Origin of the sequence: Devosia sp. 1635, assembly GCF_013185955.1 — a bacterium.
Classification (GTDB): Bacteria; Pseudomonadota; Alphaproteobacteria; order Rhizobiales; family Devosiaceae; genus Devosia.
On the sequence record NZ_JABAOM010000001.1, the window covers coordinates 831,881 to 854,413 of the forward strand.

Annotated in this window: 25 protein-coding genes and 1 tRNA gene; 9 read left to right on the forward strand and 17 right to left on the reverse strand. The window is 62.1% G+C overall.

Annotated elements, in window-relative coordinates; all coding sequences use genetic code 11:
* Nucleotides 1-334 precede the first annotated feature (334 nt).
* Nucleotides 335-682, reverse strand: coding sequence for a hypothetical protein (locus HRU92_RS04140; protein ID WP_127752845.1), 348 nt, complete (start codon nt 680-682; stop codon nt 335-337).
* Between the two features lie 230 nt (nt 683-912).
* Here HRU92_RS04140 and HRU92_RS04145 point away from each other — a divergent pair, with 230 nt between their 5' ends.
* Nucleotides 913-1,125 (forward strand): hypothetical protein, encoded by a 213-nt coding sequence (locus tag HRU92_RS04145; protein WP_127752846.1) that lies wholly within the window; start codon nt 913-915, stop codon nt 1,123-1,125.
* Nucleotides 1,126-1,171: 46 nt separating this feature from the next.
* Here HRU92_RS04145 and HRU92_RS04150 read toward each other — a convergent pair whose 3' ends face one another.
* Nucleotides 1,172-1,534 (reverse strand): response regulator, encoded by a 363-nt coding sequence (locus tag HRU92_RS04150; protein ID WP_127752847.1) that lies wholly within the window; start codon nt 1,532-1,534, stop codon nt 1,172-1,174.
* A 193-nt stretch (nt 1,535-1,727) separates the two neighbouring features.
* Here HRU92_RS04150 and HRU92_RS04155 point away from each other — a divergent pair, with 193 nt between their 5' ends.
* The 3 genes from HRU92_RS04155 to HRU92_RS04165 all read left to right on the forward strand — a co-directional run bounded on the left by HRU92_RS04155 (nt 1,728) and on the right by HRU92_RS04165 (nt 3,891).
* On the forward strand, nt 1,728-2,081 hold the full coding sequence (locus tag HRU92_RS04155; RefSeq protein WP_127752848.1) for a DUF1428 family protein: 354 nt from the start codon (nt 1,728-1,730) through the stop codon (nt 2,079-2,081).
* Between the two features lie 152 nt (nt 2,082-2,233).
* Nucleotides 2,234-3,361, forward strand: coding sequence for an S-(hydroxymethyl)glutathione dehydrogenase/class III alcohol dehydrogenase (locus HRU92_RS04160; RefSeq protein WP_172123113.1), 1,128 nt, complete (start codon nt 2,234-2,236; stop codon nt 3,359-3,361).
* A 65-nt stretch (nt 3,362-3,426) separates the two neighbouring features.
* Nucleotides 3,427-3,891 carry a YaiI/YqxD family protein gene (locus HRU92_RS04165; protein ID WP_172123114.1) on the forward strand — a complete coding sequence of 155 codons (465 nt, stop codon included), beginning with the start codon at nt 3,427-3,429 and terminating at the stop codon, nt 3,889-3,891.
* 6 nt (nt 3,892-3,897) lie between these two features.
* Here the strand turns inward: HRU92_RS04165 and HRU92_RS04170 are convergent, their stop codons facing one another.
* On the reverse strand, nt 3,898-4,287 hold the full coding sequence (locus tag HRU92_RS04170) for a hypothetical protein (protein WP_127752852.1): 390 nt from the start codon (nt 4,285-4,287) through the stop codon (nt 3,898-3,900).
* The gene (gene rlmB, locus HRU92_RS04175; protein ID WP_172123115.1) at nt 4,284-5,039 is read right to left on the reverse strand and encodes a 23S rRNA (guanosine(2251)-2'-O)-methyltransferase RlmB; all 756 of its coding nucleotides are present in this window, start codon (nt 5,037-5,039) and stop codon (nt 4,284-4,286) included. Before rlmB ends, HRU92_RS04170 begins: the two co-directional genes overlap by 4 nt.
* Before the next feature lie 182 nt (nt 5,040-5,221).
* Between rlmB and HRU92_RS04180 the strand changes: the two genes are divergently transcribed.
* A tRNA-Tyr gene (locus HRU92_RS04180) sits at nt 5,222-5,306 on the forward strand.
* 172 nt (nt 5,307-5,478) lie between these two features.
* Here HRU92_RS04180 and ugpC read toward each other — a convergent pair.
* From ugpC to HRU92_RS04200, 4 genes are all read right to left on the reverse strand, one after another.
* Nucleotides 5,479-6,573 carry a sn-glycerol-3-phosphate ABC transporter ATP-binding protein UgpC gene (ugpC, locus tag HRU92_RS04185; RefSeq protein ID WP_172123116.1) on the reverse strand — a complete coding sequence of 365 codons (1,095 nt, stop codon included), beginning with the start codon at nt 6,571-6,573 and terminating at the stop codon, nt 5,479-5,481.
* Nucleotides 6,574-6,580: 7 nt separating this feature from the next.
* Entirely contained in the window at nt 6,581-7,669 is a 1,089-nt protein-coding gene (locus HRU92_RS04190; protein ID WP_172123117.1) for a carbohydrate ABC transporter permease, read from the reverse strand.
* A complete protein-coding gene (locus HRU92_RS04195; RefSeq protein WP_172124937.1) occupies nt 7,662-8,585 on the reverse strand; it encodes a sugar ABC transporter permease in 924 nt (307 codons plus the stop codon). The genes HRU92_RS04190 and HRU92_RS04195 overlap by 8 nt, the downstream gene beginning before the upstream one ends.
* 96 nt (nt 8,586-8,681) lie before the next feature.
* Nucleotides 8,682-9,956, reverse strand: a complete 1,275-nt coding sequence (locus HRU92_RS04200) for an ABC transporter substrate-binding protein (protein ID WP_172123118.1) — start codon at nt 9,954-9,956, stop codon at nt 8,682-8,684.
* Between the two features lie 263 nt (nt 9,957-10,219).
* Between HRU92_RS04200 and HRU92_RS04205 the strand changes: the two genes are divergently transcribed.
* Entirely contained in the window at nt 10,220-11,239 is a 1,020-nt protein-coding gene (locus HRU92_RS04205; protein ID WP_172123119.1) for a Gfo/Idh/MocA family oxidoreductase, read from the forward strand.
* On the forward strand, nt 11,236-12,318 hold the full coding sequence (locus HRU92_RS04210; protein ID WP_172123120.1) for a Gfo/Idh/MocA family oxidoreductase: 1,083 nt from the start codon (nt 11,236-11,238) through the stop codon (nt 12,316-12,318). Before HRU92_RS04205 ends, HRU92_RS04210 begins: the two co-directional genes overlap by 4 nt.
* A 210-nt stretch (nt 12,319-12,528) precedes the next feature.
* On the opposite strand, the gene HRU92_RS04215 is transcribed toward HRU92_RS04210, so the two are convergent.
* Together HRU92_RS04215 and HRU92_RS04220 are read right to left on the reverse strand one after the other, a co-directional pair.
* Nucleotides 12,529-12,921 (reverse strand): VOC family protein, encoded by a 393-nt coding sequence (locus tag HRU92_RS04215; RefSeq protein ID WP_172123121.1) that lies wholly within the window; start codon nt 12,919-12,921, stop codon nt 12,529-12,531.
* A 15-nt stretch (nt 12,922-12,936) separates the two neighbouring features.
* Nucleotides 12,937-13,683 carry a FadR/GntR family transcriptional regulator gene (locus HRU92_RS04220; protein ID WP_248306951.1) on the reverse strand — a complete coding sequence of 249 codons (747 nt, stop codon included), beginning with the start codon at nt 13,681-13,683 and terminating at the stop codon, nt 12,937-12,939.
* A 246-nt stretch (nt 13,684-13,929) separates the two neighbouring features.
* Between HRU92_RS04220 and HRU92_RS04225 the strand changes: the two genes are divergently transcribed.
* Nucleotides 13,930-14,688: a histidine phosphatase family protein gene (locus HRU92_RS04225; RefSeq protein ID WP_172123123.1), complete on the forward strand. Its 759-nt coding sequence runs from the start codon at nt 13,930-13,932 to the stop codon at nt 14,686-14,688.
* Entirely contained in the window at nt 14,685-15,578 is an 894-nt protein-coding gene (locus HRU92_RS04230) for an NAD(P)H-hydrate dehydratase (RefSeq protein WP_172123124.1), read from the forward strand. Before HRU92_RS04225 ends, HRU92_RS04230 begins: the two co-directional genes overlap by 4 nt.
* 44 nt (nt 15,579-15,622) lie before the next feature.
* Here HRU92_RS04230 and HRU92_RS04235 read toward each other — a convergent pair whose 3' ends face one another.
* From HRU92_RS04235 to HRU92_RS04265, 7 genes are all read right to left on the reverse strand, one after another.
* Nucleotides 15,623-16,102 (reverse strand): SRPBCC domain-containing protein, encoded by a 480-nt coding sequence (locus HRU92_RS04235; protein ID WP_172123125.1) that lies wholly within the window; start codon nt 16,100-16,102, stop codon nt 15,623-15,625.
* Between the two features lie 101 nt (nt 16,103-16,203).
* The gene (locus HRU92_RS04240) at nt 16,204-16,719 is read right to left on the reverse strand and encodes an SRPBCC family protein (protein WP_172123126.1); all 516 of its coding nucleotides are present in this window, start codon (nt 16,717-16,719) and stop codon (nt 16,204-16,206) included.
* Between the two features lies 1 nt (nt 16,720).
* Entirely contained in the window at nt 16,721-17,023 is a 303-nt protein-coding gene (locus tag HRU92_RS04245; RefSeq protein ID WP_172123127.1) for a metalloregulator ArsR/SmtB family transcription factor, read from the reverse strand.
* A 62-nt stretch (nt 17,024-17,085) separates the two neighbouring features.
* Complete coding sequence (locus HRU92_RS04250) at nt 17,086-18,978, reverse strand: chloride channel protein (protein WP_248306952.1); 1,893 nt, start codon at nt 18,976-18,978, stop codon at nt 17,086-17,088.
* A 14-nt stretch (nt 18,979-18,992) separates the two neighbouring features.
* The gene (locus HRU92_RS04255) at nt 18,993-19,829 is read right to left on the reverse strand and encodes a formylglycine-generating enzyme family protein (protein WP_349236690.1); all 837 of its coding nucleotides are present in this window, start codon (nt 19,827-19,829) and stop codon (nt 18,993-18,995) included.
* A 105-nt stretch (nt 19,830-19,934) separates the two neighbouring features.
* Nucleotides 19,935-21,491, reverse strand: coding sequence for a sulfatase (locus HRU92_RS04260; RefSeq protein WP_172123129.1), 1,557 nt, complete (start codon nt 21,489-21,491; stop codon nt 19,935-19,937).
* A gap of 74 nt (nt 21,492-21,565) precedes the next feature.
* Nucleotides 21,566-22,531, reverse strand: coding sequence for an aliphatic sulfonate ABC transporter substrate-binding protein (locus HRU92_RS04265; RefSeq protein ID WP_172123130.1), 966 nt, complete (start codon nt 22,529-22,531; stop codon nt 21,566-21,568).
* Nucleotides 22,532-22,533: the final 2 nt, after the last annotated feature.

Below are 22,533 nucleotides of genomic sequence, written 5' to 3' on the forward strand. Positions count from 1 at the left end.
CCGAATGTTCCGGCCTGTTCTATGCTAGTGCGGCTTGCCCGCCACTCTCAGGCCGGGGTGAGGCTATATGCAGTGGCCATGAAGGCCAGCGAGAGAACAAAAAGGCTGGTCAGGAGAAGCGTGCGACGCATGAGGAGGGTTCCGGCTTGCCCCGGGCTTAGAACCCACAGCTGTCGGGGTCCAACCCCATCGCGTCGTAACCCTAACCGGTATTGTTAGCGTGGACAAACCGGCCGCCTGGGGCGCTGGCCCATTGCAGCCCACCCCGAAATGCAAACGGCGGCCGCTGTCCGAGGACAACGACCGCCGCAATCACACCAACCAGCACCGTCGCCTATTGGTCGCCGCGTTCCAGCTCGAGCACGAAGTGGAGCATGGCTTCACGCAGGTGCAGCAAACGAGCGCGGGCGTGATAGCTCGCCTCGAGCGCGGCCTTGCTTTCGCGCAGCTTCTGCTGCTCGAGTTCGATGGTCTGGTCGAGATTGGTGATCTGGGTGTGCAGCATTTCGAGCTGGGTGCGGTGGCTCATGATGTTGTGGTCGAATTCATCGCGCCCATGCATGTCTACATAACGCGTTGCGCCAAGGTCCTTGGTAGGAGCCCGGTTCTGGCGCAGGAATTCTGGAGATGCATTTGCGTTGAGTGCAGCCGCTGCCGCCTTGTTGTCGAGTTCAGTTGCCATTGTGTATCCTCCGGCTTGAGTGGCCATGTTGGTGTGGTTGTGAATAACCGTGAATTGCTTGTTGCACGGCGAAAAGTGGCGATCCAGCAGTGACTTAACCAGTGGTTAATCTTAACCAAACGCTTGCTGGCTTAAGTCCGCGATACGGACCTGTTAACTCCGGTGTATTTTTGGTGAATAACCCCGGCGCCGCCCTTCCAAGGTTGTGCGACTCTGTTACAGTTTTCTCCATGGCAAACCGATATATCCTCAATTCCGACGCCGATGGTTCGTTCTCGATCGTCGACATGTTCACGGGCTGGAACGCCCGACATGTCGGGCGTGAACTCACCCGTATTCCCGCTCATATGGCGCAATCTGGCCTCGCACTCATGAATGCGCTTGATGCGGCAGAGCGTTTGGAACACAGCAAGCCGGTCGAAGCCAGTCGCAGCCGGACCTAGCGTTAATAGAGCCACCCTGAACAGGGTGGCCTGAGTCTTAACAGCGTCACGCCTCGACTAGTTCGCGCACAGTGGCGACGATTGTCTCAGGGTTATAAGGCTTTACGAAAAATTTCCCGTCCGGCACTTCGCGCGGGCTCACCCGCCGGACGCCCGAGGCCACCACAATCTTGATGTCGGGCCATTCGTCCCGCACTGCCGCGGCCAGCGTCAGGCCGTCCATCCCCCCGTCCAGATCCACATCGGTGAACATGGCGTGCACCGCCACGTGCGAATACAGCAGCGCTAGCGCGGCCGCGGCGCCGGCTGCTTCATGCACCTTGAAACCCTCATTCTCGAACACCGCGACAATGTTCATGCGGATAAGCGGTTCGTCTTCAACGATCAGGACGGAGATCTGCTCGGTCATCGGACACCAGGGGCTGGGAGATACTCCGGCCTGAACGTCACCACCTTTGAATCGATCCTTCACATTCGGCGCGAAGCTCGACATTTGCCCGGACTCGTTTGGCCCCGATCGAACCCCAAGATTGCCCAGTCGTGCCTTGGCAAATGTAGGATCGTGGCGTCTTCAAGCGTCAGCAGCAACAAGGAGGTGCACCATGCCCTATGTTGATGGATATGTTCTTGCCGTGCCGAAGAGCTTTCTGGAGCAATACAAGGAAATTGCCCGCCGGGCGGGCGAGGCCTGGATGGCCTACGGCGCCTTGGCCTACAAGGAAGCCGTTGCCGATGACGTGCCTTACGGGGAGCTGACATCCTTCCCGCGCGCCGTGATGGCCACCGAGGACGAAGTCGTGATCTTTTCCTGGGTGCTTTATCAATCGCGCGAACAGCGCGATGCCGTCAACGCCAAGGTCATGAACGACCCCGAACTCACCGGGCTGATGGAAAACGCACCGATCGACATGAAGCGCATGATTTTCGGCGGCTTCACCACCTTCGTCGATCTCTAGCGCCGGCGGCCGGGCAGGGGCGCCCCTTCCGGCTGCCCCTGCCGATCTGATCTGAGCGGTGCTCGGGTGCGCCTCCGGGCCGCGCCCCGCAAACTTGCCGCCTGCCCTTGGCTGTGCCAAACCTTGCCCGCACCACCAAAGGAGTCCCAGCCATGAAAACCCGTGCCGCCGTTGCCTTTCAGGCCGGCAAGCCGCTCGAGATTGTCGAGGTCGATCTTGAAGGTCCTCGCGCGGGCGAAGTTCTCGTGGAGATCAAGGCGACAGGTATCTGTCACACCGACGATTTCACCCGTTCTGGCGCCGATCCGGAAGGGCTGTTTCCCGCCATTCTTGGCCATGAAGGCGCAGGCGTGGTTGTGGATGTCGGCGCCGGCGTCACTTCGGTGAAAAAGGGCGACCACGTCATCCCTCTGTATACGCCCGAATGCCGCGAATGCCCGTCCTGCCTGTCGCGCAAGACCAATCTGTGCACCGCCATCCGCACCACGCAAGGGCAGGGGCTGATGCCCGACGGCACTTCGCGCTTCTCGTTCGAAGGCAAGCCCATCCACCATTATATGGGCTGCTCGACCTTCTCGAACTACACTGTCTTGCCCGAGATCGCCGTGGCCAAGATCGACCCGGCCGCGGCCTTCGACAAGGTCTGCTATGTCGGCTGCGGCGTCACCACGGGCGTTGGCGCAGTGATCAACACGGCCAAGGTCGAGATCGGCGCCACCGCCGTTGTCTTTGGCCTCGGCGGCATCGGCCTCAACGTCATCCAGGGCCTGCGTCTGGCCGGCGCCGACATGATCATCGGCGTTGACATCAACAACGACAAGAAGGCCTGGGGCGAACGCTTCGGCATGACCCACTTCGTCAACCCCACCGAGATCGAAGGCGACGTCGTCCCCTATCTCGTCAACCTGACCAAGCGGCGCGGCGACCTGATCGGCGGTGCCGACTACACCTTCGACTGCACCGGCAACACCAAGGTCATGCGTCAGGCCCTCGAAGCCAGCCATCGCGGCTGGGGCAAGTCGGTGGTGATCGGCGTCGCCGCTGCCGGCCAGGAAATCTCCACCCGTCCGTTCCAGCTCGTCACCGGCCGCACCTGGATGGGCACCGCCTTTGGTGGCGCGCGCGGCCGCACCGATGTGCCGAAAATCGTTGACTGGTATCTCGATGGCAAGATCGAGATCGATCCCATGATCACCCATACGTTGCGCCTCGAAGACATCAACAAGGGCTTTGAGATGATGCATTCCGGCGAAAGCATCCGCAGCGTTGTAGTTTACTGATGTAGTGCGCCTGACCCTGGCTGCGGCCGGGTCAGGCTCCCTTGCTCCAAACATGCATGGATTTTATGCCGGCACCCACCATTTACGTTGATGCCGATGCCTGCCCGGTCAAGGACGAGGCGCTTCGCGTTGCCGAACGGCTGGGGGTGGCGCTGGTCTTTGTTAGCAATGGCGGGGTGCGGCCCTCGCGGGATCCGATGGTGCGGGTGGTCGTGGTACCCGCCGGCGCCGATGCGGCCGATGACTGGATCGTCGAACAGGCGCAAGCCAACGACATCGTCCTGACCGCCGATATTCCGCTGGCCAGTCGCGCCCTCGAAAAGGGCTGCCATGTGCTCGGTTTTACCGGCAAGCCTTTTACCCAGAACTCCATCGGCATGGCGCTCGCTATGCGCGAGCTCAAGCAGCACCTTCGCGAAACCGGCGAAAGCAAGGGCTACAACGCGAGTTTTGTTCGCGGCGATCGCTCGGCCTTTCTCAGCGCGCTTGATCCGCTGGTGCGGCGGGCCTTGGCCGCAGCAAGCGAGTAAGCAGAGCTACTCTTCGTCGTCCTCGACATCGGTGAGGTAAACCGACACTTCGATGTCGATCCCATGCACCGCCACCGCGGCGGCGAGATGCGCGGGCAGGCGGGCCGACATCGATTCTCCCGCTTCGGGGAAATCAAAGGCCAGGTCCAACACCGCCCGGCCCAGCCGCCGATCTTCCAGCATGGCCTCGATGGCCGGGCCCGATCGTTCCGCCAACTCGAGTACAGCCCGAACCGGATTGGCCGTATCGAGGTCCACTTGCGCATACCAGTTGTTGTCGGCGTCTTCTGGCTCGTAACGGCTGGTCAGCTGCTTAAGCGCCGTATCCAGATCCCGCTGGGTGATGCTGACGCCCGAAAGCCGCAAGGCAATGGCAAATGGCTCGAACTGGCTCATGCAGACCGTCCTGCAGTTGCAGCAAACAGCGCGATCGCTGCCGCATTGGAAACGTTGAGGGACTTGATGGGGCCCGGCATGTCGAGCTTGACCATCTCGTCGCAAAGCTCGCGCGTGCGCTGCCGCAAGCCCTTGCCTTCCGCTCCCATCACGATGGCGAGCGGCTGATCGTCAGTGCGGGGCCGCAGGGGTTGCTCGCTTTCGGAATCAAAGCCGAGGACCAGCATGCCGCGCTTTTTCAGCTTTTCCAACGCATCGCCGAGATTGCGCACCTCGATCATGGGCACGAGATCAAGCGCACCCGAGGCCGACTTGGCCATCACCCCGGTCTCCCGCGGGGAATGGCGCGCAGTGGTAATCACCGCATCGGCGCCAAAGGCGCAGGCGGTGCGCAGAATAGCGCCGACATTATGCGGGTCGGTGATCTGGTCGAGCACCACCACGAGCTTGAGCGGGTCGATATCGTCGAGCCCGAACCGGCTGACCGGATCCACTTCCAGCGCTACGCCCTGGTGCACGGCATCGGCCCCCAAGAGCCGATCAAGCTCCTTGGGCGTGGTTTCGGTCACCTTGACCTTGCCCAGCTCGCCGCTTTCGCGCAGCCGCAACAAGGCATTGGGCGTGGCCAGCAGCGCCTTCTTGACGCGACCGGGATTATCCAGCGCAGCGCGGACGGTATGAAAGCCATAAAGATAGACCGGGCCGTCATCGGGATTGTAGCGCTGCTTGGGGGGAAATTTGTTGATGCTCATGGCCGAGCGTTAGCCTCTTTGCGTCGCTCCGGCAAGCAGAGGGGCATGGTGGAAGTGCCCCGTTTTCGTTTTCTTGCGGGCAACCGGGTCAGGGGTGTTGACACGAGCGGGCAGGGCACCCATAAACCGCCCCGACGACGCGCTTCGGTGCATCGTTTCCTGCCCAACGGCGAAGTTGCAGTGGAGGGGTGGGAGAGTGGTTAAATCCATCAGACTGTAAATCTGACCGCTTAGCGTACACTGGTTCGAATCCAGTCCCCTCCACCAACGCCGCCGGGCAAAGCGCCCGGTTCCCGGCCCCCAAATCTTCCTTGATCGTTTCGAACAGGCCGCGACCTTGGTTCGTGTGCAAGGGTTTGGCTGCCGAGCATTGGCTTGCATCCAGTCCGCTGGTGCCCAGCTCGTGAGTGCTTGGCCAAAGCCGGCGAAGTTCTCGTCTTCAACCCGGGCCGATGAGTTCACCCTCGACCCGCAACCCCTGCTCATCGAACAAGTGCCATTGCCCGGTAGCTGGGGTGACATGAAGTGCGTCCCCGCTCCGCAACCCGCTTTGGCCGGCCTCATGCACCAGTAACGCCGTGCCGTTGGGCATGGTGCAGTGCAGGTAGCTGCTGGCGCCATGCTGCTCTGCCACCTTGACCTGAACAGGCCAGCCTGTGTTGGAGGAGACCAGATGTTCGGGGCGGATTCCGAGCGTTGCGCTTGCCCCGGTTTGCAAGGGCACGCGACGCACCGGCAAGGTCAGGTCGGGCAGGCCTTCGCCTGAGAGAGTCAGTCCTGCATCATTGTTGGCCGCCACCACCGTTTCCACGAAATTCATCCGTGGCGAACCGATGAAGCCGGCCACGAAGCTGTTGCGCGGCCGGTTGTAGAGCTCGAGGGGAGCTCCAACCTGCTCGATCTTGCCTTGGCGCAGAACCACGATCTTGTCGGCCATGGTCATGGCCTCGATCTGGTCATGGGTGACATAGATCATCGTATTGCCCAGCCGCTGGTGCAGGCTCGTGATCTCGACCCGCATCAGCACCCGCAACTCGGCGTCGAGATTGGACAGTGGTTCATCAAACAGAAATATCTTCGGGTCCCGCGTGATGGCTCGCCCGATCGCGACACGCTGCCGTTGTCCGCCGGAAAGCTGCTTGGGTCGACGCTCCAGCAATTGCTCGATCTGCAGGAGCGTGGCGGCGCTGAGCACCCGTTGTTCGATCTCCTGCTTGGGCATGCGGATATTCTCGAGCCCGAAGCTGAGATTCTCGCGAACCGTCATATGCGGGTATAGCGCGTAGGACTGGAACACCATGGCCACGCCGCGATCGGCGGCCGGAACGTTGATCACGCTCTGTCCGTCGATGCGAATGTCGCCGGAAGTGGCCTCTTCGAGACCGGCAATCAGGCGCAGCAGGGTCGACTTGCCGCAGCCCGAGGGGCCGACAAACACCACAAACTCCCCGTCCGCGATTTCCAGATCGACGCTGGGGATCACTTCCACGAGGCCAAAGGATTTGTTGAGGCTTTCAAGCACGAGATTTGCCATGCGGACCTCACTTGATCCCGGTTGAGGCAATGCCACTGGTGATGTAGCGCTGCAGGAAAATGAATGCGAAGGCGAGCGGCAACGCCGTCAGCGTGGTCATCGCCAACAGCTGTTCGTAGCGAACGACATTCTCGTCCTGATAAGAGGCGAGGGCGAGCTGGAGGGTGAACACTTCGCGCCGATTGAGCACTACCAGTGGCAGCAGGAAGTCGTTCCAGCGAGAAAGAATGGAAAAGATCGCCACCACCGCCAAAGCGGGCGAAGACAGGGGCAGGATGATGCGCCAAAAGATGCGCCACTCGCTGGCATGGTCCATCCGCGCCGCCTCAATCAGCTCGTCAGGAATGGTCAGCATATATTGCCGCAGCAGGAACACGCCTGTAGGCGTGGCCACGGTGGGCAGGATGACGCCCCACAGATTGTTGACGAGCCCCAGCTGGGCAACAATCAGATAGGTGGGGACCAGCACCACGGTAGCCGGAATCATCAGCGTTGAAAGGATCGCCACGAGCGCCAACCCGTCACCGCGGAACCGGTACTTGGACAGGGCAAACGCCGCCATCGAGTTCATGATCAAGGTAATCACTGTGGCTGCAACGGTGATGAACAGGCTGTTGAACACGAACCGCCAGATATCGCTGCCCGAACTGGCGAGCAGCTGGACATAGTTCTCGACGGCAAAATGCACCTTGCGCACGGGCATGGCGTTAGCAACCGGTACAACGATGCGGCCGGCCTCAGGATTGGCCGGATCGACCATCTGGGCATTAAGGCCCACTCGCCGGATCTGCGCGAGTTGAACCACCTCACCGCTTTCAGTCGTGACGTCGAACAGGGGCAAGCTCTGATCATAGCCTTCGACCATCACCTGTTCGGTTGAATAGGGCAAAAGTGTCGGTGGAAATTCCTGCAGCGCCGCTGGGGTTTTGAACGAGGACAGCACGACCCAAACCACGGGCGCGAACATGATCAGCACGCCAAGGAGCAGATAGCCGTAGGTCAGGAAGTCGGAAAGCGCCAGTTTCCCCCTGCCACGTCGGCCCAGCAGCATGGCCCTCACTCCGCCTTCGGATCGCGTCAAGCTCAGGTCAGCCATTGCTCGATCCTCGCGAAACGCGCAGTTGGACAAGGGTGAAGACGAGCAGCACCACCCCCAGCAGCAGGGACGCGGCAGCGGCCAGTCCGAAGTTGCGCGGCTGGATGGCAAAGCCAATCTCGTAGATATATTGCACCATCAGCAGGGTCGCCGAGCCTGGGCCGCCGCCCGTTAGAACGTAAAGCTCATCAAAGGTCTGCACCGAACGGATCACCGCCAGGATGAAGACCACCAGCAGCACTGGCCGCAGCAGCGGCAGGGTGATGCGGGTGAAAACGCGCCAGTGATTGGCGGAGTCCATCTTGGCAGCCTCGTACACGTCGCGCGGGATCGCCTGCAGGCCCGCCAGCAGGATGATGGTGTAAAAGCCCATATGCGCCCAGACGGTGACGAACACCGACCAGAAGAATGCCGAGCTGGCGTGGACCAGCCAGTTCACCGGCTCCATGCCAAGATTGGTCAGAATGCCGTTCAGCACGCCGGTGCGCTGGAGAATCCACTGCCAGGTCAGGGCGACCACCACTGGCGACAGCATCACTGGGAAAAAGAACACGCCGCGAAAAAAGCCGCGGCCCCTGATGTCCCCGTTAAGGCAGATAGCCGTCAGCAGCGCGATGCCAATCATCGCTGCAACCTGGGTGGGCACAAACACCAGGCTGTTGCCAAGGGCGCGCCAGAACAGGTCACGCGAACAGGTGGAAGGATCGAAATAATTGCCGCAATCCAGCAGCGTCTCGTAGTTATAGGTGCCGATGAACGGGCGTTCGGATGGGTAAAGGCGGTCGCTGCCCGTGAAGGAATAAAAGATGTTCACAAACACGGGCAGCAGGGAGAACAGGATCACCGCAGCCAGGTTGGGCAGCAGGAAGAACCACGGCATTCGTTTGATGCCGATCAGCCTCTGCAGCCCCGCCATGAGCGGCTCGATTGCCCGCGCGGGCAGGGAAAATACCGATCCCGTAGCGTGCGCAATACGAGATGAAGCACCCATGCCGCCCTCCCGGATTAAGCTTTACTGCGCCTTGGCGGCTTCGATCGCCAGGTTCACGTCCTGCTTGATCCGGTCCATTGCGCCATCCACCTCGAGTTCGCCATTAAGGACCTGGCTGATGCGGGTGGTGAGGGCATTCATCATTGCGCGTTGGTAGCGCCAGCCTTGGAAGCGGTACGCTGCCGGCGCCATCTTGGGAATCTGCGCGATAAAGGTTGAAAGCGCTTCCTGGGTCCGCTCCGAGGCGCCGGGATATTCGATGCCGCTTTCGATCAGGGTGGAGGCAGCCGGGATTTCCACGGCTGCTGCCAGCACTTCGCTCAAATTTTCTGGCCGAGCCAGATAGTTGATGAACTCCCCCACCAGTTCAGGCTGGTCGGTGTGCTGGAATGCCACCAAGGCGCCGCCACCGGGCATGACCGTGCAGGAGGAGGGGCCGCATGGAGCGGCAATGACCTTCCAGTCGAACAGGTCTCCCACTTCCTGGTCCATCTGGCTTAGCGTCCATGAGCCGCCAAAATAAAGCACGGTATTGGCGTTGAGGAAGTCCGAGAACAGCTCGCGGTGGGTGGCGCCACCCACGGCGCCCCACAAATCCATCGGCATGGTGCCGTCCTGGTGCCAGGCTACGAACTGCTCGATGGCTGCGCGCAAGCCATCGTCGACCACCGGATTGCCCGCCTCATCGACGAGTTCGGCCCCATAGCTTATCGCTAGGCTGGAAAAGCGGTGTCCCGATCGGTCCATTTCCATTGCAAAGTCGGTGCCGGTCGCTTCGGCAACCTGGCGTGTCGCTTCGGCCCATTCCTCCCAGGTGGCGCCTTCTTCAGGCACCGGGACCCCGGCCTGTTCAAACAAGGTCAGGTTGACATAGCCCCCGTTGACCGTCAGCGAAGTCGGCATGCCATTGATCGCTGTGCTGTTTGCCTCGCCACCGCGCAACCACTGCAGGGTCCGCTCGAAGTTCTCGTTGAACAGGGCTGGATCAACATAGGGCGTGAGATCCAGGTAATAGCGGCTGAGGCCACCAAGGTCGGTGACGATGGCTGCGTCGGGGCCTTGCCCCGACGCCAACTGCACCGGCAGGCTTTCGAGCATCGATTGATACGGGACGACTTCCAGGTTGACGGTCTTTCCCGGGTTCTCCTGCATGAACCTCTCGGCGATGGGCTGCATCGTGTTGCAGCCAAAGCCGAGGTCGTCGCAGACCACCGTGATTTCTTGAGCGAGCGCTGGTGCGCTGGCGAGCATCAGGGCGCCCAAGGCACAAGTCAGGCGAAGCCTAGAAAGCTGCATGCGTTCCTCCTCCACATCCGCTTCGAGGCAACGGCTCCTCCGACCCTCGAACGAGTTTGGTCTAGCCAGCAGGCTCTGGCCTTACCAGCAGGTTGGTGCGATCGGATTGGCTTGTCAATAGTTCCTGCGCCTGACGGAACAGACCGTCCAGCCACTGGGCCGCCTTGACAGCAAGCCCTTGCTTGATGTGTCTTGGAGCGGTTTTGGTCTTACCAGACGGCCCGGAGGTCCAAGAAGCCATTGCGCCGGGAGAAAGTTAGTCAATGCTGAGATTTGCCGCGATAGGCATCGATCATGGTCACATCTTCAACCACATCGATGGCCTGCTCGATGCCGGCGCAGAGTTCGTCGGCTATTGTCCAGAAAGTTCGGTTCCCGCTCTGGTGGACACCGTGCGCAAACAACATCCTGGCGTGCCTGAAGTCAGTCGGGACCAGCTTCTTGCCGATAAGGGCATCGATGTCGTCTGCATCGCTGCGGTTCCCCGCGACCGGGCCGGTCTTGCCATCACCGCCATGAAAGCCGGCAAGGACGTGATCGTCGACAAGCCGGGCGTGACCACCTTCGCTCAACTGGACCAGGTCAAGCGCACGGTGATGGAGACCGGCCGGATGTTCTCGGTCTGCTTTTCTGAGCGCCTCTGCGTTCCCTCGGCGGTCAAGGCTGGCAAGCTGGTTGCAGAGGGCGCGATTGGCAGGGTGGTGCAGACAATCGGCATGGGGCCCCATCGCCTTTCTGCCGCCAGCCGCCCCTCCTGGTTCTTCGATCTGGACGCCTTTGGCGGCATTATCGTCGACATCGCATCCCACCAGATCGACCAATTTCTCTTTTATACCGGCTCCAATTCGGGTGAGGTCGTCGCCAGTTCGGTCGGCAATTTCGGCACGCCGCAAAGCCCGGATTTCCAGGATTTCGGAGAGGTCTTGCTGCGCAGTGAGCAGGGTTCCGGCTATATTCGCGTTGATTGGTTCACCCCCGAGGGCCTGCCGACCTGGGGCGACGGTCGCCTCACCATTCTGGGCACCGACGGCTACATCGAACTGCGCAAATACATCGATATCGGCGGACGCGACGGCAAGGACCACCTCTTCTTGGTCGACGGATCTGGCGTGCGTCACGTCGATTGCAGCAGCGAGCCGCTCGACTATTTCACGAGCTTTGTAGCCGACGTGCGCGAGCGCACGCAAACGGCAATGACCCAGCATCACGTATTCGAAGTCTGTCGGCTCTCGCTCGAAGCGCAGCAGCAGGCAACCCATATAGGCGGGAGGAAGTCGGCATGAGCCAAAAGTTGCGAGTGGCAGTTATCGGGGCAGGAATCGCCGAGCGCCATCTCATGGCCTATCAGTGGAACAAGGATCTGTTTGATGTAGCGGTGCTTTGCTCGCTCGATGAAGATCGCGGCCGGCGCCTGTGCGAAACCTTCAACATCCCTGAATACACCCAGGACGTCGACACCCTGTTCGCCCGAGGTGACATCGATGTGGTGGATGTGTGCACACCGCCGCACAACCATTTCGAGCTGTCGCGCCGCGCCATCGAAGCGGGCAAACACGTCATCTGCGAAAAGCCGCTGTTCGGCTCCATCGCCGAAGTGGATGCCATGGCGGAAATCGTCGCGCACTCCGGACGCAAGCTGATGCCGATCTTTCAGTATCGCTATGGGACCGGCCTGCAAAAGCTCAAGCTGCTGATGGCGGCCGGGCTCACGGGCAGGCCGTTCATGACCACAATCGAAACGCACTGGTGGCGCGGTCCGGCCTATTACGAAGTGCCATGGCGCGGCAAATGGGCGACGGAGTTGGGTGGGGGCCTGCTCGGGCACGCCATTCACGCCCACGACATGCTGAACTATGTGCACGGGCCCTGCGCCGAACTCTTCGCCTATGGCGCGACTCTGGTGAACAAGATCGAGGTCGAGGACACCATGGCGCTGGCCGTTAAAATGCAGAATGGCTCGCTCGCCACGCTTTCGATGACCTTGGGCTCGCGCAAGGAGATCTCCCGGTTGCGCTTCTGCTTCCACGATCTTGTCGCCGAAAGCATACTCGAGCCCTACACGATGGGCCGCGATCCCTGGCAATTCACCGCCGGAACGCCCGAGCACCAGCAACGGGTGGACGACGCCCTGGCCGGCTATGAGGTGAAGGAGGATGGCTACACCCGACAGTTCGAGCTGTTCCATCAGGCGATCATTAGTGGTGGCGAGCCACCCGTGACCTTGCAGGACGCCAGGAACTCGCTTGAACTGGTCACCGCGGCCTATCAGTCCCAGCGCACGGGCCTGCCGACGCCAATGCCGATCGGTCCAGGCAATCCCCTTTATCGCTCCTGGCTGCCGGAAACGGAGGCCGCCGCCTGACGCAAGTGAAGTGGTGGAGCCTAGAGCGTGGGGCATTTCCTCCCACGCTCGGAAAGGACGAGATGGATCGCACCCAGCCGGTGCGGCTGATCCCGGCACCAGGGGGATCAGCTTCCACGCGAGCGGCGCTGATTATGGCCCTGGTCCTTTCAAGCTGCTGGAAGCGCGCGCCCTCGAGCCGGGCAGGGCGGCTTGTCCCGGCGGCCCGCTTCAGCGTTCGATGAGCTCGATCATGATGCCATCCGGATCTCGGCAAAATGCCACCCGCCGCGCAATGTCGCGGTTATGCGCATCGCGGGGCGGCTCGACGATATCCACGCCGGCATCCAGCAGGATATTGTAGATATCATCCACGCTGTCGAAATTGAAGGTGAGATGCCGCACGCCGGCCCGCCCGATGGCTACGTCTTCAGCTGTCAGCGCGCCTGTGGCAGGACAGACCATCTCCAGCATCGGCCCCTTGGCATCCAGAAAGGCCAGTTCATCGCCATTGAACACCCGACGACGCACGCGCAGCTCCAGCCCGAGCAGGTCCACGTAAAAGGCCAGGCTTCTGTCGATGTTCTTCACGGTGATGCCCACATGCTCAAAACCCTTCAGCATGGCCGCGTCTCCCTCTTAATCCTCAGGTCCGGTAAGCCGCCGGCGTTCGTCGGCCTGCAGCAATTCCTCCGACACGTTGTTGATGTGCCGCGCCATGGCTTTGTAGGCCGCATCGGCATTGCGCAGCTTCAAGGCTGCAACAATCGCATGGTGGTCGCCGATCCAGGTCGGGCGGACGGCGTCGCCATGCATGTGCTCGTGGATCTTCTTCCACATGCGCGAGGCATCACGTTGTGCCCACAAGGCCTCGGTGATGGAGACGACGATTGCGTTTCCGGTCATATGGGCGATGATCATGTGGAATTCGCGGTCGTTCTTCTCGTTGTGGACCGCCGAACTGCCCTCGTCCTGCATGCGAGCAATACTGTCTTCGAGCCGCATGATGTCATAGCTATTAGCACGCTGTGCCGCGATGGCGGCGGCGCCTGACTCGACCGCAAGTCTTGCTTGCAGCAACTCGAACGGTCCCGGACCGATATCGGTATTGATGATGTCGAAGTTCACATCATTGGTTTTTCGCGGCAAGATCACGATGCCGGCGCGGCCCCGGACCTCGACCACGCCGCGCATCTCGAGGGCAATGACCGCCTCCCGGATCGATGGCCGGCTCACCTGAAGCTCTTCCGCCAACTCGCGCTCGGAGGGCAGGCGCCAGGATGGATCGCCTGAATGCGCTTCGATCATCTGGGCGATACGCTGAGCCACCACCTGGTAGAGGCGCTTGTTGCTGAGCTGATAATTCGCACCGTCTATTCGGTCCAACCGCCTGTCCTTATTCAAGCACGCCCCTAGGCGAACAGCTTTATCCATGATCGAGCGGCAAGTCGCGCGATCAGTTGCATCCCCTATGCCACTCCTAGCACAGTTCTCGTTCCTCAGCCGTTCTCTTGATGGCAAGATCGAGCCGGCGGCAGTACTCGCAAGCTCGCTTGCCCCCATCAAACTCGTTTTCCCCGTCGAACTTTGTTTCCTCTGAGCAGTTGTGCAGCAGAGCTTGAGGACAACAACATGCAGCAGAGATGGCCCCGGCGCCTGTGGATCGTGCGCCACGGCGAAAGCACTGGCAATGTCGCCCGCCAGGCGGCAATGGATGCCGGCCTGTCCGAGATCAACATCGATCACCGCGATATCGACGTTCCACTCAGCCCGCTGGGGGAAGAGCAGGCCATTGCGCTCGGCCGCTGGTTTGCCCGCAACCGCCACGAGGGCCTGCCCGAAGTGGTGCTGGCCTCCCCCTATGCGCGCGCCAATCGTACGGCCGAGCTCATCTGTGAGCATGGCGGCTTCACCGATGCCGAATTCATCGCCGACGAGCGGCTGCGCGAAAAGGAATTCGGTATCCTCGATCGCCTGACGACGGCGGGCATCCAGGAGCGGTTCCCCGATCAGGCGCGCTTCCGCACCCTCTTGGGCAAGTTCTACCACCGTCCGCCGGCGGGCGAGAGCTGGTGCGACGTGGTTTTGCGCCTGCGCAGTCTGATGGACACGATCGGCCTGCATCACGGCGGCCAGGACGTGCTCATCGTCAGCCACCAGGTCGTTGTGCTCTGCTTGCGCTACTTGCTGGAGCGGCTGAGCGAGGAAGAAATCCTCGCCATCGATCGGGAAGGCGATGTCGCCAATTGCTCGATCACTGAATACCACTTTGCCGAAGGGACGCGCAAAGGCGGGGAACTCGTGCTCAAGCGGTACAATTTCCTGGCTCCTCTGCAAGAGGATGGCACCACCGTCACCGCCGAGCCGCCCGTCGCCAGTGCCAATCCATGAGCGAGCACTCCATTACGCGTGAGTTCCTGCTCGAGAACCCGCTGCCCCTGCCGCAAGGCGAGGTCGACAAGGACGCCCGCGGCCGGGTCATGGCTGTCGGCGGGCACCGCGAAGTTCCGGGCGCCGTGCTGCTTTCCGGCGAGGCTGCCTTGCGTGCCGGCGCCGGCAAGCTCGCGATTGCGACTGTGCGCAGCAGCGCGTTGGCGCTGGGGCTCGCCATTCCCGAAGCGCGGGTGCTTGGCTTGTCGGAGACCACCACCGGCGAGATCGAGGCGGCAAATGCCGCAGCCATAGCTGCCGCCATCCACGACGACGATGCAGTTCTGCTCGGCCCTGGCATGCTGGACGATGAAGTGGCCGGCGAACTCGCTGCGAGCCTGCTGTCCTCGCTCCATGGCCGAAGTTTTGTTCTGGATGCCGCGGCTTTGACCGGATTGCGGACCCGACTCGAACACATGAAGGAACACGCCGGACGCATTGTTATCACGCCCCATGCTGGCGAAATGGCCACCTTCCTTGACATTCACATTCGGGAAGTTGCCGCCGATCCCGCAGCCGCTGCCCGCCGTGCCGCTGCGGCAACGGGTGCGGTTGTGGTGATGAAGGGCAGCCACACCCGGATCGCGAGCCCACAGGGCGAGATCTGGGAAGCCCGGCAGGGCAATGTCGGTCTTGCCACGTCCGGCTCGGGCGATACGCTCGCGGGCATCATCGCCGGCCTGCTGGCGCGCGGCGCCTCCCCGCTCCTCGCAGCGCAATGGGGCGTTTTCATGCATGGGGAAGCCGGCGAGCGCCTCAAGCAGGTCCATGGCCTGCTTGGCTATCTCGCGCGCGAAATCCCGGCGCAAATCCCTGCGATCATGCGAGATCTGCAGCCCGCAGCCAATTGAGTGCTGGGGAAGGGGCCGACCGGTGTTGACCGGCCCCAACCATCTCACGCCGAAAGCACCGTTTCGCTGGCATTCATCGGCTCGCCCTTATTGGGCCTGCCCGTCCCGGTGGTGATCAAGGCCTTAAGGCTCCCGCCGATATAGGTGCCCCAGCCGTCCGAGCAGACATCGAAGCACTCATATTCCGGCACAAGCCCGATATGGGTGAAGCGCAACTGCGTCCCACCCTCCACAGGCTGGATATCAAAGACGATGTCGGTGCCGGTCCACTCGGACTTGTCCTCGGTGAAACTGAAGTGGTTCTGGACCACATGCCAGGCAACGCGGCGATCCGGGATCAACTCGGTGACGCGGATCTGCGCCCGGTGCACGTCGCGATACGCATAGTCGAAGGTGGAGCCCAGGATATCAGTCGCGCCCTTCACATCCTCGGACCACCAACCCCGAACATTGGTGATGGCGTCAAAGACGGCAGCAGGTGGTTGCGGCACGATAAAGCTGGTCTCGAAGTTTTGGTCAGTCATCGCTGGTCTCCTTGATTGAAGGCATGGACGTGCTGCGTCGGCCGCGCCGCAGCGCGTCGATGGAAAAGGAGCGGCCGTGTAGTATCCTCGCGCGGGCTGGCTTAGGGCTGCAGCCTCACGCCCTGCAAATCATAGTGCTGGATGTAGAGCTCCTGCCGCCGTTGCCAGCCGTTCGGATCGACGCCCTCTGTGGCGCCGCTCAGCAGGGATTCGAGATGATCAAGAAAATCGTGCCAGCCGGGCAGCATCAGGGCGCTGTTGACATAAGGCATGCCGCGATGGGTGAAGATCAGCCTCGTGCCGTTCCCCTCGCGGCTGAGTTCATACCGCACAACGGAGTCAGGGGCGTGCGTGTTGGACCAACTGAATTCGAGCAGGTGGGGCGGCTCCCAGGCGCATACAATGCCGGTCATCGGGTGGGGGCCACCAACCATCAGCTCGAACCGCCCACCGACATGGGGTTCCACATAGGCCGCGCCCATCCAGTCTGCCAGCCGTTCTGGCTCCGTGATGGCGCTCCACACCGTTTCAACCGGTCGGTCGTAATGCCGCTCGAAGCGCACATCTATATGATCCGTTTGGCGGGTAAAGACGCCCAGTTCATCGTTGAACGCCATTTCAATCACTCCTTTTGAGGTGATCATCGAGCGCATCGAGCTTGTTCGCCCAGAACGCGCGATAGGGCTGCAGCCAGTGATCGAGTTCCGCCAAGGGCTGTGGTTCCAGGCTGTAGAGCCGCCGTGGCCCGTCCACGCGAAAGCGCACCAGCCCCGCCTCATGCAGGGCCCGCAAATGCTTGGACACATTGGGCTGCGGCAGGTCCAGCCGATCCACCAGCACACCGGCGGGCTGCTCGCCCGCCAGCAGCAGGCCCAGAATTTCGCGCCGAACGGGATCGGCTATAGCTGTGAAAATCGACATGCACACATATTCCACCATAGGCATATGCCTGTCAAGGAATATTGCGTGGGATATCGGAGCCGCTATTGGGCGAGGTCTGCCCGGGCTTTTTCGAGTTCATTGCTGTAGCGGCGCAGCAGGTGCGCTTCGGTCAGAATGCCGATCACCTTGGGATCGCCGAGGTCGCTGACGACCACGATGGCTTCGGCATTGTGCTTCTCGAACAGCGCCCCCGCATCCAGCGCCTGCAAGGCAGGATGCAGCATCACATCGGTCTGGCGCAGGATTTGGCTGACAGTGCCCGCTTCATCGAGCCCGTCCGGGGCATAGGCGTCCGCCACATCGATAAGGCCGACATAGCGGCCATCATCGCGTGTGGCGATCACCCGGTTGGCCGAGCCAAGTGGATAAGCGCGGCGAAACTCTTTGAGTGTCATGGTTTGCGGAACCATTTTGACGTCGCGCCGCATCATCTTGCCCACGGTAAGATTGCGCATCCACCCCACGTCATGGGCGCTGCGGATGGTTTCGCCGCGCAGGTGAAAGCGCCAGGTGGTGAAGGAATAGCCAAAGGTTTCGCGCACCAGCATGGAGGAGGTGACCGCCGCCACCAGCACCGCAATGGTCAGCGGCAAGCTGCCCGAAATCTCGAGCGCGAGGAATGCCATGGTGAGAGGCCCCCCGACTACGGCCGCTGCGAGTCCCGCCATGCCCACCAGCATGGGAATGCTCGGATCGGGAAACAGCCCCGGGCTGATCGCCTGCGCCAGCCAGAAATACACCTGGCCCAACAAGGCGCCGAGGAACAGCGAGGCAAAGAACAGCCCGCCGCGGAACCCCGACCCCAGGGACACCGCCGAAGCGAGGACCTTGAGCACGAGCAGGCTCACCGCCACCCCGATGGGCAGGGGCGGCGAGGCAAATGCCCGCTCGAGCGCGCCATGGCCGGCCGACAGCACCGCGGGCGAGATCATCGCCAGCCCACCCACGATCAACCCGCCGACCGCCGGTCGGCACCAGCTGGGCACATGCGACTTGCTGAAGCTGCGTTCCACCACGCCCACAAGCCGCATGAGCAGAATGCCCAAGCCGCCCGCCGCAACCCCGCTCACGACGATCAGCAGCACCTGGGGAACCCCAAACGACAGCGCCTGGCTGATCGACACCACCGTGTGGCCTTGCCCGAAAACGGAGGTTACCAGCACCGCCGAAATGCAGGCGGCGATTACCGGCGCCAGGGTCGAGATGGAATAGGTGCCGATGATCAGCTCAAAGGCGTAAAAGGCGCCGGTCAGCGGCGCCCCGAAAGCTGCGGCGATGGCCGCGCCGGCGCCGCACCCCACCAGCTTGCGCAAGTCACCGCGCCGCAGGTGAAAGAAGTCGCCCAGCTTGGATGCGGTTGCCCCGCCCATCTGCGTATAGGCCGCCTCCAGCCCCACCGAGGCGCCAAACCCGTTCGAGATCAGCGTTTGTGCGGTGATGATAAGACTATCCGTCATGGAGAGCTTGCCGCCATGAAGCGCATTGGCCTCTACCAAGTCGACATAACGCGACTTGCGCCGGCGCAGCAACAGGCCGAGCAGCCCCAACAGCAAGCCGCCGATTGCCGGTACAAAGGCCAGGTCAAAGGCCAGCGCAGGCAGGGCGCTCAAGCGTTCGCCGGGTGATAGCTGAAAGAGAATGCTCTGCATGCCATAGGCCAGCTCGCGCAGCACCAGCACGACGAGCCCGGCCAGCGCGCCGATCACGACGGCCAGCACCACCAGCCCCGTTTCGCGCCGCCGGATCAGGCTGCCCATCCACGCCGACATCCCCTCTGCGGTTAGCCGATGCTGCAACCAGCGCAGGCCCTTGCCGAGCTGCGAGGCGCTCCAGCCCGGTTGCCCCTGAGCGCCGGCGTTTTCGGGGACAGCTTGATCCGGGGCGCTGTCAGGAGCTTTGTCGATCTCGGCCTGCTGGGCCTCTGGCTCTGACATGGGCTCGCCGCTCCTCACGCCCGCCGGGCATCAAAGGCAAGGCGAAAGCCGACATTGCTGGCGGCACTGTCAGGTGACAGGGCCATGCGCGCGGCGATCCGGTAGCGATAGCAGTAGCTCTTGTGGCACAAAAACGAGCCGCCCTTGAGCAGCCGCTCCCCATGCAGCCGCGCCGCCTCATTACGCTCGCGCGCCTTGAGCGACACCGAACGAATGCGGAATGGTTCTGCCGTCCACTCCCAGACATTGCCGACCATGTTGTAAAGCCCGAGCTCGGATGGAGCGAAGCTGCGCGCCGGCGCCGTGGCTTCAAACCCATCGCGAGCCGTATTCAGCCGGGGAAAGTTGCCCTGCCAGATATTACAGAAAATCGCCTCATCGCTCGGCTCCTCGTCCCCCCAGGGAAAGCGCTGCCGCCGCGCGCCACCCCGAGCCGCATGCTCCCATTCGGCCTCGCTCGGCAGCCGGCCGCCCGCCCATTGTGCAAAGGCTTCCGCATCCTGCGCCGATACCTGCGTCACCGGATGATCCAGCCGCTTATCGACCAAGCTGCCGGGGCCTTCCGGTTCGCGCCAATACGCACCATCTACCCGGTGCCACCAATTCAGGCCCGTGCCAACAACTTCCCCTAAACCCTTGCCGCCGCCCACGAACACCGATGACCAGCCGAACTGCTCGGCCTCCGTCACATAGCCCGTGTCCGCCACAAACTCGGCAAAGCGCTCCACCGTCACTGTGGTTGTTTCCAGCAGGAAGTCGTTGAGCTTGAGCGGTCGCTCCGGTCCTTCCCCGTCAGCGGCAATCACCGGATCGTTTGTCCCCACAAAGCTGCGCCCACCCTTGATCAACACGGCATCCGCCGACCGCGTCGGCGCCACCGGGGCAGGGGCCGCACCCGGGGTGGCCGTTACCGCCGCCGCTAACCTGCCCGAGGAAGGGGCGCAACAGGACATGGCTCAGCTCACGCTCAAGCCGGCAAGCACCTCGGCGCTGTTGTGCTCGGGAATGTCGCCGATCTCGGCCATCTTGGCGTCGAGCTTGCTCAGCATCCGCGCGAACACTTCGGCATAAGCCGGATCGCCGGCACGGTTCTGCAGCTCGTGCGGATCGCTCTCGCAGTCGAACAGCTCCCATTCGGGCGGTTCATCGCCGGGGAAAGCGCCGAGCTGGCCCAGATCGTCATTGTACCAATAGATGAGCTTGTAGCGATGATCGCGCACCCCGTAATGGGCAAAGGCGTTGTGGTAATAGTCCTTGTGCATCCAGTAGCGGTGATAGGCGACATCCTGCCAGTCGCCCGCCGCACTGTCCTCGAGCAGCGGTCGCATGCTCACCCCCTGCATATAGCTCGGCAGCGGCGCGCCGGCATAGTCTAGGAAGGTCGGCGCGAAATCCACATTGGTGGCGATCTGCTTGGAGACCGAGCCCGGCTTGATCGCCGCCGGATAGCGGATCACGAACGGCATCTGCAGCGATTCCTCATACATGAAGCGCTTGTCGAACCAGCCATGCTCGCCCAGGAAGAAGCCCTGGTCGGAGGTGTAGATGACGATCGTGTTCTCGGTCAGCCCATTGGCATCAAGATAATCGAGCAGCCGCCCCACATTGTCGTCCACCGCCGCAACCGTGCGCAGGTAGCGCTTGATATAGCGCTGGTATTTGAAGAGGTGCAGCTCGCGCCGGCTGGTGAAGGTGAAGGTCTCGCCGGTGTCCTTGTCGATCAGGCGCAGGCCACTGACATCCTCGGGGTTGGGAATCTTGCGACCGACAAAGCCGTTCTCGGCGCGCTGCGCTTCGCCGGTCTCATCGCCGCCCTCGGGCTGCACCAGGCCCAGATCGTCATAGGTCATGTCCTCGCGGATCCGCATCTTGGCCAGCTTGGCGGCCTCGGCGCGATTGCTGTAGTCATCGTCATAGGTTGGCGGAACCGGCAGATCCTCGGTGTAAAGCCCGCGATGGCGCGGATGGGGCGCAAAGGGCCGGTGTGGCGCCTTGTGGTGGCACATCATGAAGAATGGCCGCTCGCGATCGCGCCGCTCGAGGAAGTCGATGCATTTGTCGGTGACGATGTCGGTGGCGTAACCCGCTTCAACCCTCGGGCCATCGGGCCCGATCATCACCGGATCGAAATAGTCGCCCTGGCCCGGCAGCACCGACCATTCGTCAAAGCCCGTGGGCTGGTGCTCCGGGCCTTCGCCCAAATGCCATTTACCGAACATGGCGGTCTGGTAGCCGGAATGGCGCAGATGCTTGGCCACATTGGGCAGGCGGTTATCGAGGTGGGTGGCGAGCGTCGTCACCCCATTCACATGATTATAGGTGCCGGTCAGGATCGAGGCGCGGCTGGGTGTGCAGATCGAATTGGTGACATAGCAATGATCGAGCCGCATACCCTCTTCGGCAATGCGATCCAGATTGGGCGTCGAGTTAAGCCCCGAGCCGTAGCAGGAAATGGCATTGGCCGCATGGTCATCGGACATGATGAACACGATATTGGGGCGCTTGCTGGTCATTGCATGTTCCGCAGTCTTGAGCGTGCCGGCAGCTGCGGCCACCCCGGGGGGCAGCCGCAGCATAGGGCCATAGATCAGTTCGAATACAGGTTCGAGAGGTAGAACTCACTGGCGGGCAGCGGATCGGTGATCTTGCCGAAATCCACATAGAGATTGGCCAGCGTATCGAGCCAGCCATTGACCGTGCCATCAGCGCTGAGTTCTTCGAGTTCGGCGCTCGAGGGCAGGCGGGCCTGCGGCGCTTCGGCGGCCAGCGGCTCCACCGGTACGCCCAGGAACGCTGCGGTGATCTGCACCGACTGGTCGAGATTGTCGCGGCGATAATCCAGCGCTTCCTTGATCACCGCATTCATCTTGCGCACGGTGTCTTCGTCGCTCGCCTTTTCATTGCTCACGATAAACGAGCTCGGGAACGCCACCTCGGGGAAGAAATCCTCGTTGGAGGAGAGCTCCTTCAGGTCCTTCACCCGCTGCCGGATCACGTCGACGAAGGGATACCAGATGCCCGCGGCATCCACCTGGCCCGAGGCAAAGGCGGTCACGATGGTGCTGGGATCCATGCTGACCACCTGGACGTCCCCGATGCTCATGCCGGCCTTGTCGAGCGCAAGGCGCAGCAGCATGTCGCCCGACGTGCCTTCCGGCACCGCCACGCGCTTGCCGCGCAGGTCCTCGATGCTCTCGATGCCCGGCTGGGCGATCACGCGGTCGGTATAGCCAAGGGCATTGATGGCGATCACCTTGGCCTTGCCCGAAGCGGGCAGCCACAGGGCACCCGGCCCGATATAGGCGAAATCCAGCGACCCGGCGCCCAGCGCCTGCACCTGAATCGGGCCATTGGTGAAGACGCTCAGCTGCGGGTCGAGCCCGTGCTTGGCCCACAGGCCCTGGTCATTGGCGATGGCGACCATGCTCGAGCCGAAATAATCGGCGATATAGCCCACGCGCACCTTGGTCAGGTCCTGGGCCAAAGCAGGGCTCAATGCGGCGCCCGCCAACGCCATGCCCGCGATGATCTTGATGAAGCTGCGTTTGTTCAAGG

Bases quoted from the DNA above. Each gene is read 5' to 3' on its own strand.
- HRU92_RS04230 (WP_172123124.1), top strand. From the start codon at position 14,685: ATGAGCGAGCACTCCATTACGCGTGAGTTCCTGCTCGAGAACCCGCTG.
- HRU92_RS04150 (WP_127752847.1), bottom strand. From the start codon at position 1,534: ATGACCGAGCAGATCTCCGTCCTGATCGTTGAAGACGAACCGCTTATC.
- rlmB (WP_172123115.1), bottom strand. From the start codon at position 5,039: ATGAGCATCAACAAATTTCCCCCCAAGCAGCGCTACAATCCCGATGAC.
- HRU92_RS04205 (WP_172123119.1), top strand. From the start codon at position 10,220: ATGCTGAGATTTGCCGCGATAGGCATCGATCATGGTCACATCTTCAAC.
- HRU92_RS04235 (WP_172123125.1), bottom strand. From the start codon at position 16,102: ATGACTGACCAAAACTTCGAGACCAGCTTTATCGTGCCGCAACCACCT.
- HRU92_RS04260 (WP_172123129.1), bottom strand. From the start codon at position 21,491: ATGACCAGCAAGCGCCCCAATATCGTGTTCATCATGTCCGATGACCAT.
- HRU92_RS04165 (WP_172123114.1), top strand. From the start codon at position 3,427: ATGCCGGCACCCACCATTTACGTTGATGCCGATGCCTGCCCGGTCAAG.
- HRU92_RS04195 (WP_172124937.1), bottom strand. From the start codon at position 8,585: ATGGCGGGGCTGCAGAGGCTGATCGGCATCAAACGAATGCCGTGGTTC.
- HRU92_RS04225 (WP_172123123.1), top strand. From the start codon at position 13,930: ATGCAGCAGAGATGGCCCCGGCGCCTGTGGATCGTGCGCCACGGCGAA.
- HRU92_RS04140 (WP_127752845.1), bottom strand. From the start codon at position 682: ATGGCAACTGAACTCGACAACAAGGCGGCAGCGGCTGCACTCAACGCA.
- HRU92_RS04155 (WP_127752848.1), top strand. From the start codon at position 1,728: ATGCCCTATGTTGATGGATATGTTCTTGCCGTGCCGAAGAGCTTTCTG.
- HRU92_RS04200 (WP_172123118.1), bottom strand. From the start codon at position 9,956: ATGCAGCTTTCTAGGCTTCGCCTGACTTGTGCCTTGGGCGCCCTGATG.
- HRU92_RS04170 (WP_127752852.1), bottom strand. From the start codon at position 4,287: ATGAGCCAGTTCGAGCCATTTGCCATTGCCTTGCGGCTTTCGGGCGTC.
- HRU92_RS04250 (WP_248306952.1), bottom strand. From the start codon at position 18,978: ATGTCAGAGCCAGAGGCCCAGCAGGCCGAGATCGACAAAGCTCCTGAC.
- ugpC (WP_172123116.1), bottom strand. From the start codon at position 6,573: ATGGCAAATCTCGTGCTTGAAAGCCTCAACAAATCCTTTGGCCTCGTG.
- HRU92_RS04160 (WP_172123113.1), top strand. From the start codon at position 2,234: ATGAAAACCCGTGCCGCCGTTGCCTTTCAGGCCGGCAAGCCGCTCGAG.
- HRU92_RS04210 (WP_172123120.1), top strand. From the start codon at position 11,236: ATGAGCCAAAAGTTGCGAGTGGCAGTTATCGGGGCAGGAATCGCCGAG.
- HRU92_RS04190 (WP_172123117.1), bottom strand. From the start codon at position 7,669: ATGGCTGACCTGAGCTTGACGCGATCCGAAGGCGGAGTGAGGGCCATG.
- HRU92_RS04240 (WP_172123126.1), bottom strand. From the start codon at position 16,719: ATGGCGTTCAACGATGAACTGGGCGTCTTTACCCGCCAAACGGATCAT.
- HRU92_RS04215 (WP_172123121.1), bottom strand. From the start codon at position 12,921: ATGCTGAAGGGTTTTGAGCATGTGGGCATCACCGTGAAGAACATCGAC.
- HRU92_RS04145 (WP_127752846.1), top strand. From the start codon at position 913: ATGGCAAACCGATATATCCTCAATTCCGACGCCGATGGTTCGTTCTCG.
- HRU92_RS04245 (WP_172123127.1), bottom strand. From the start codon at position 17,023: ATGTCGATTTTCACAGCTATAGCCGATCCCGTTCGGCGCGAAATTCTG.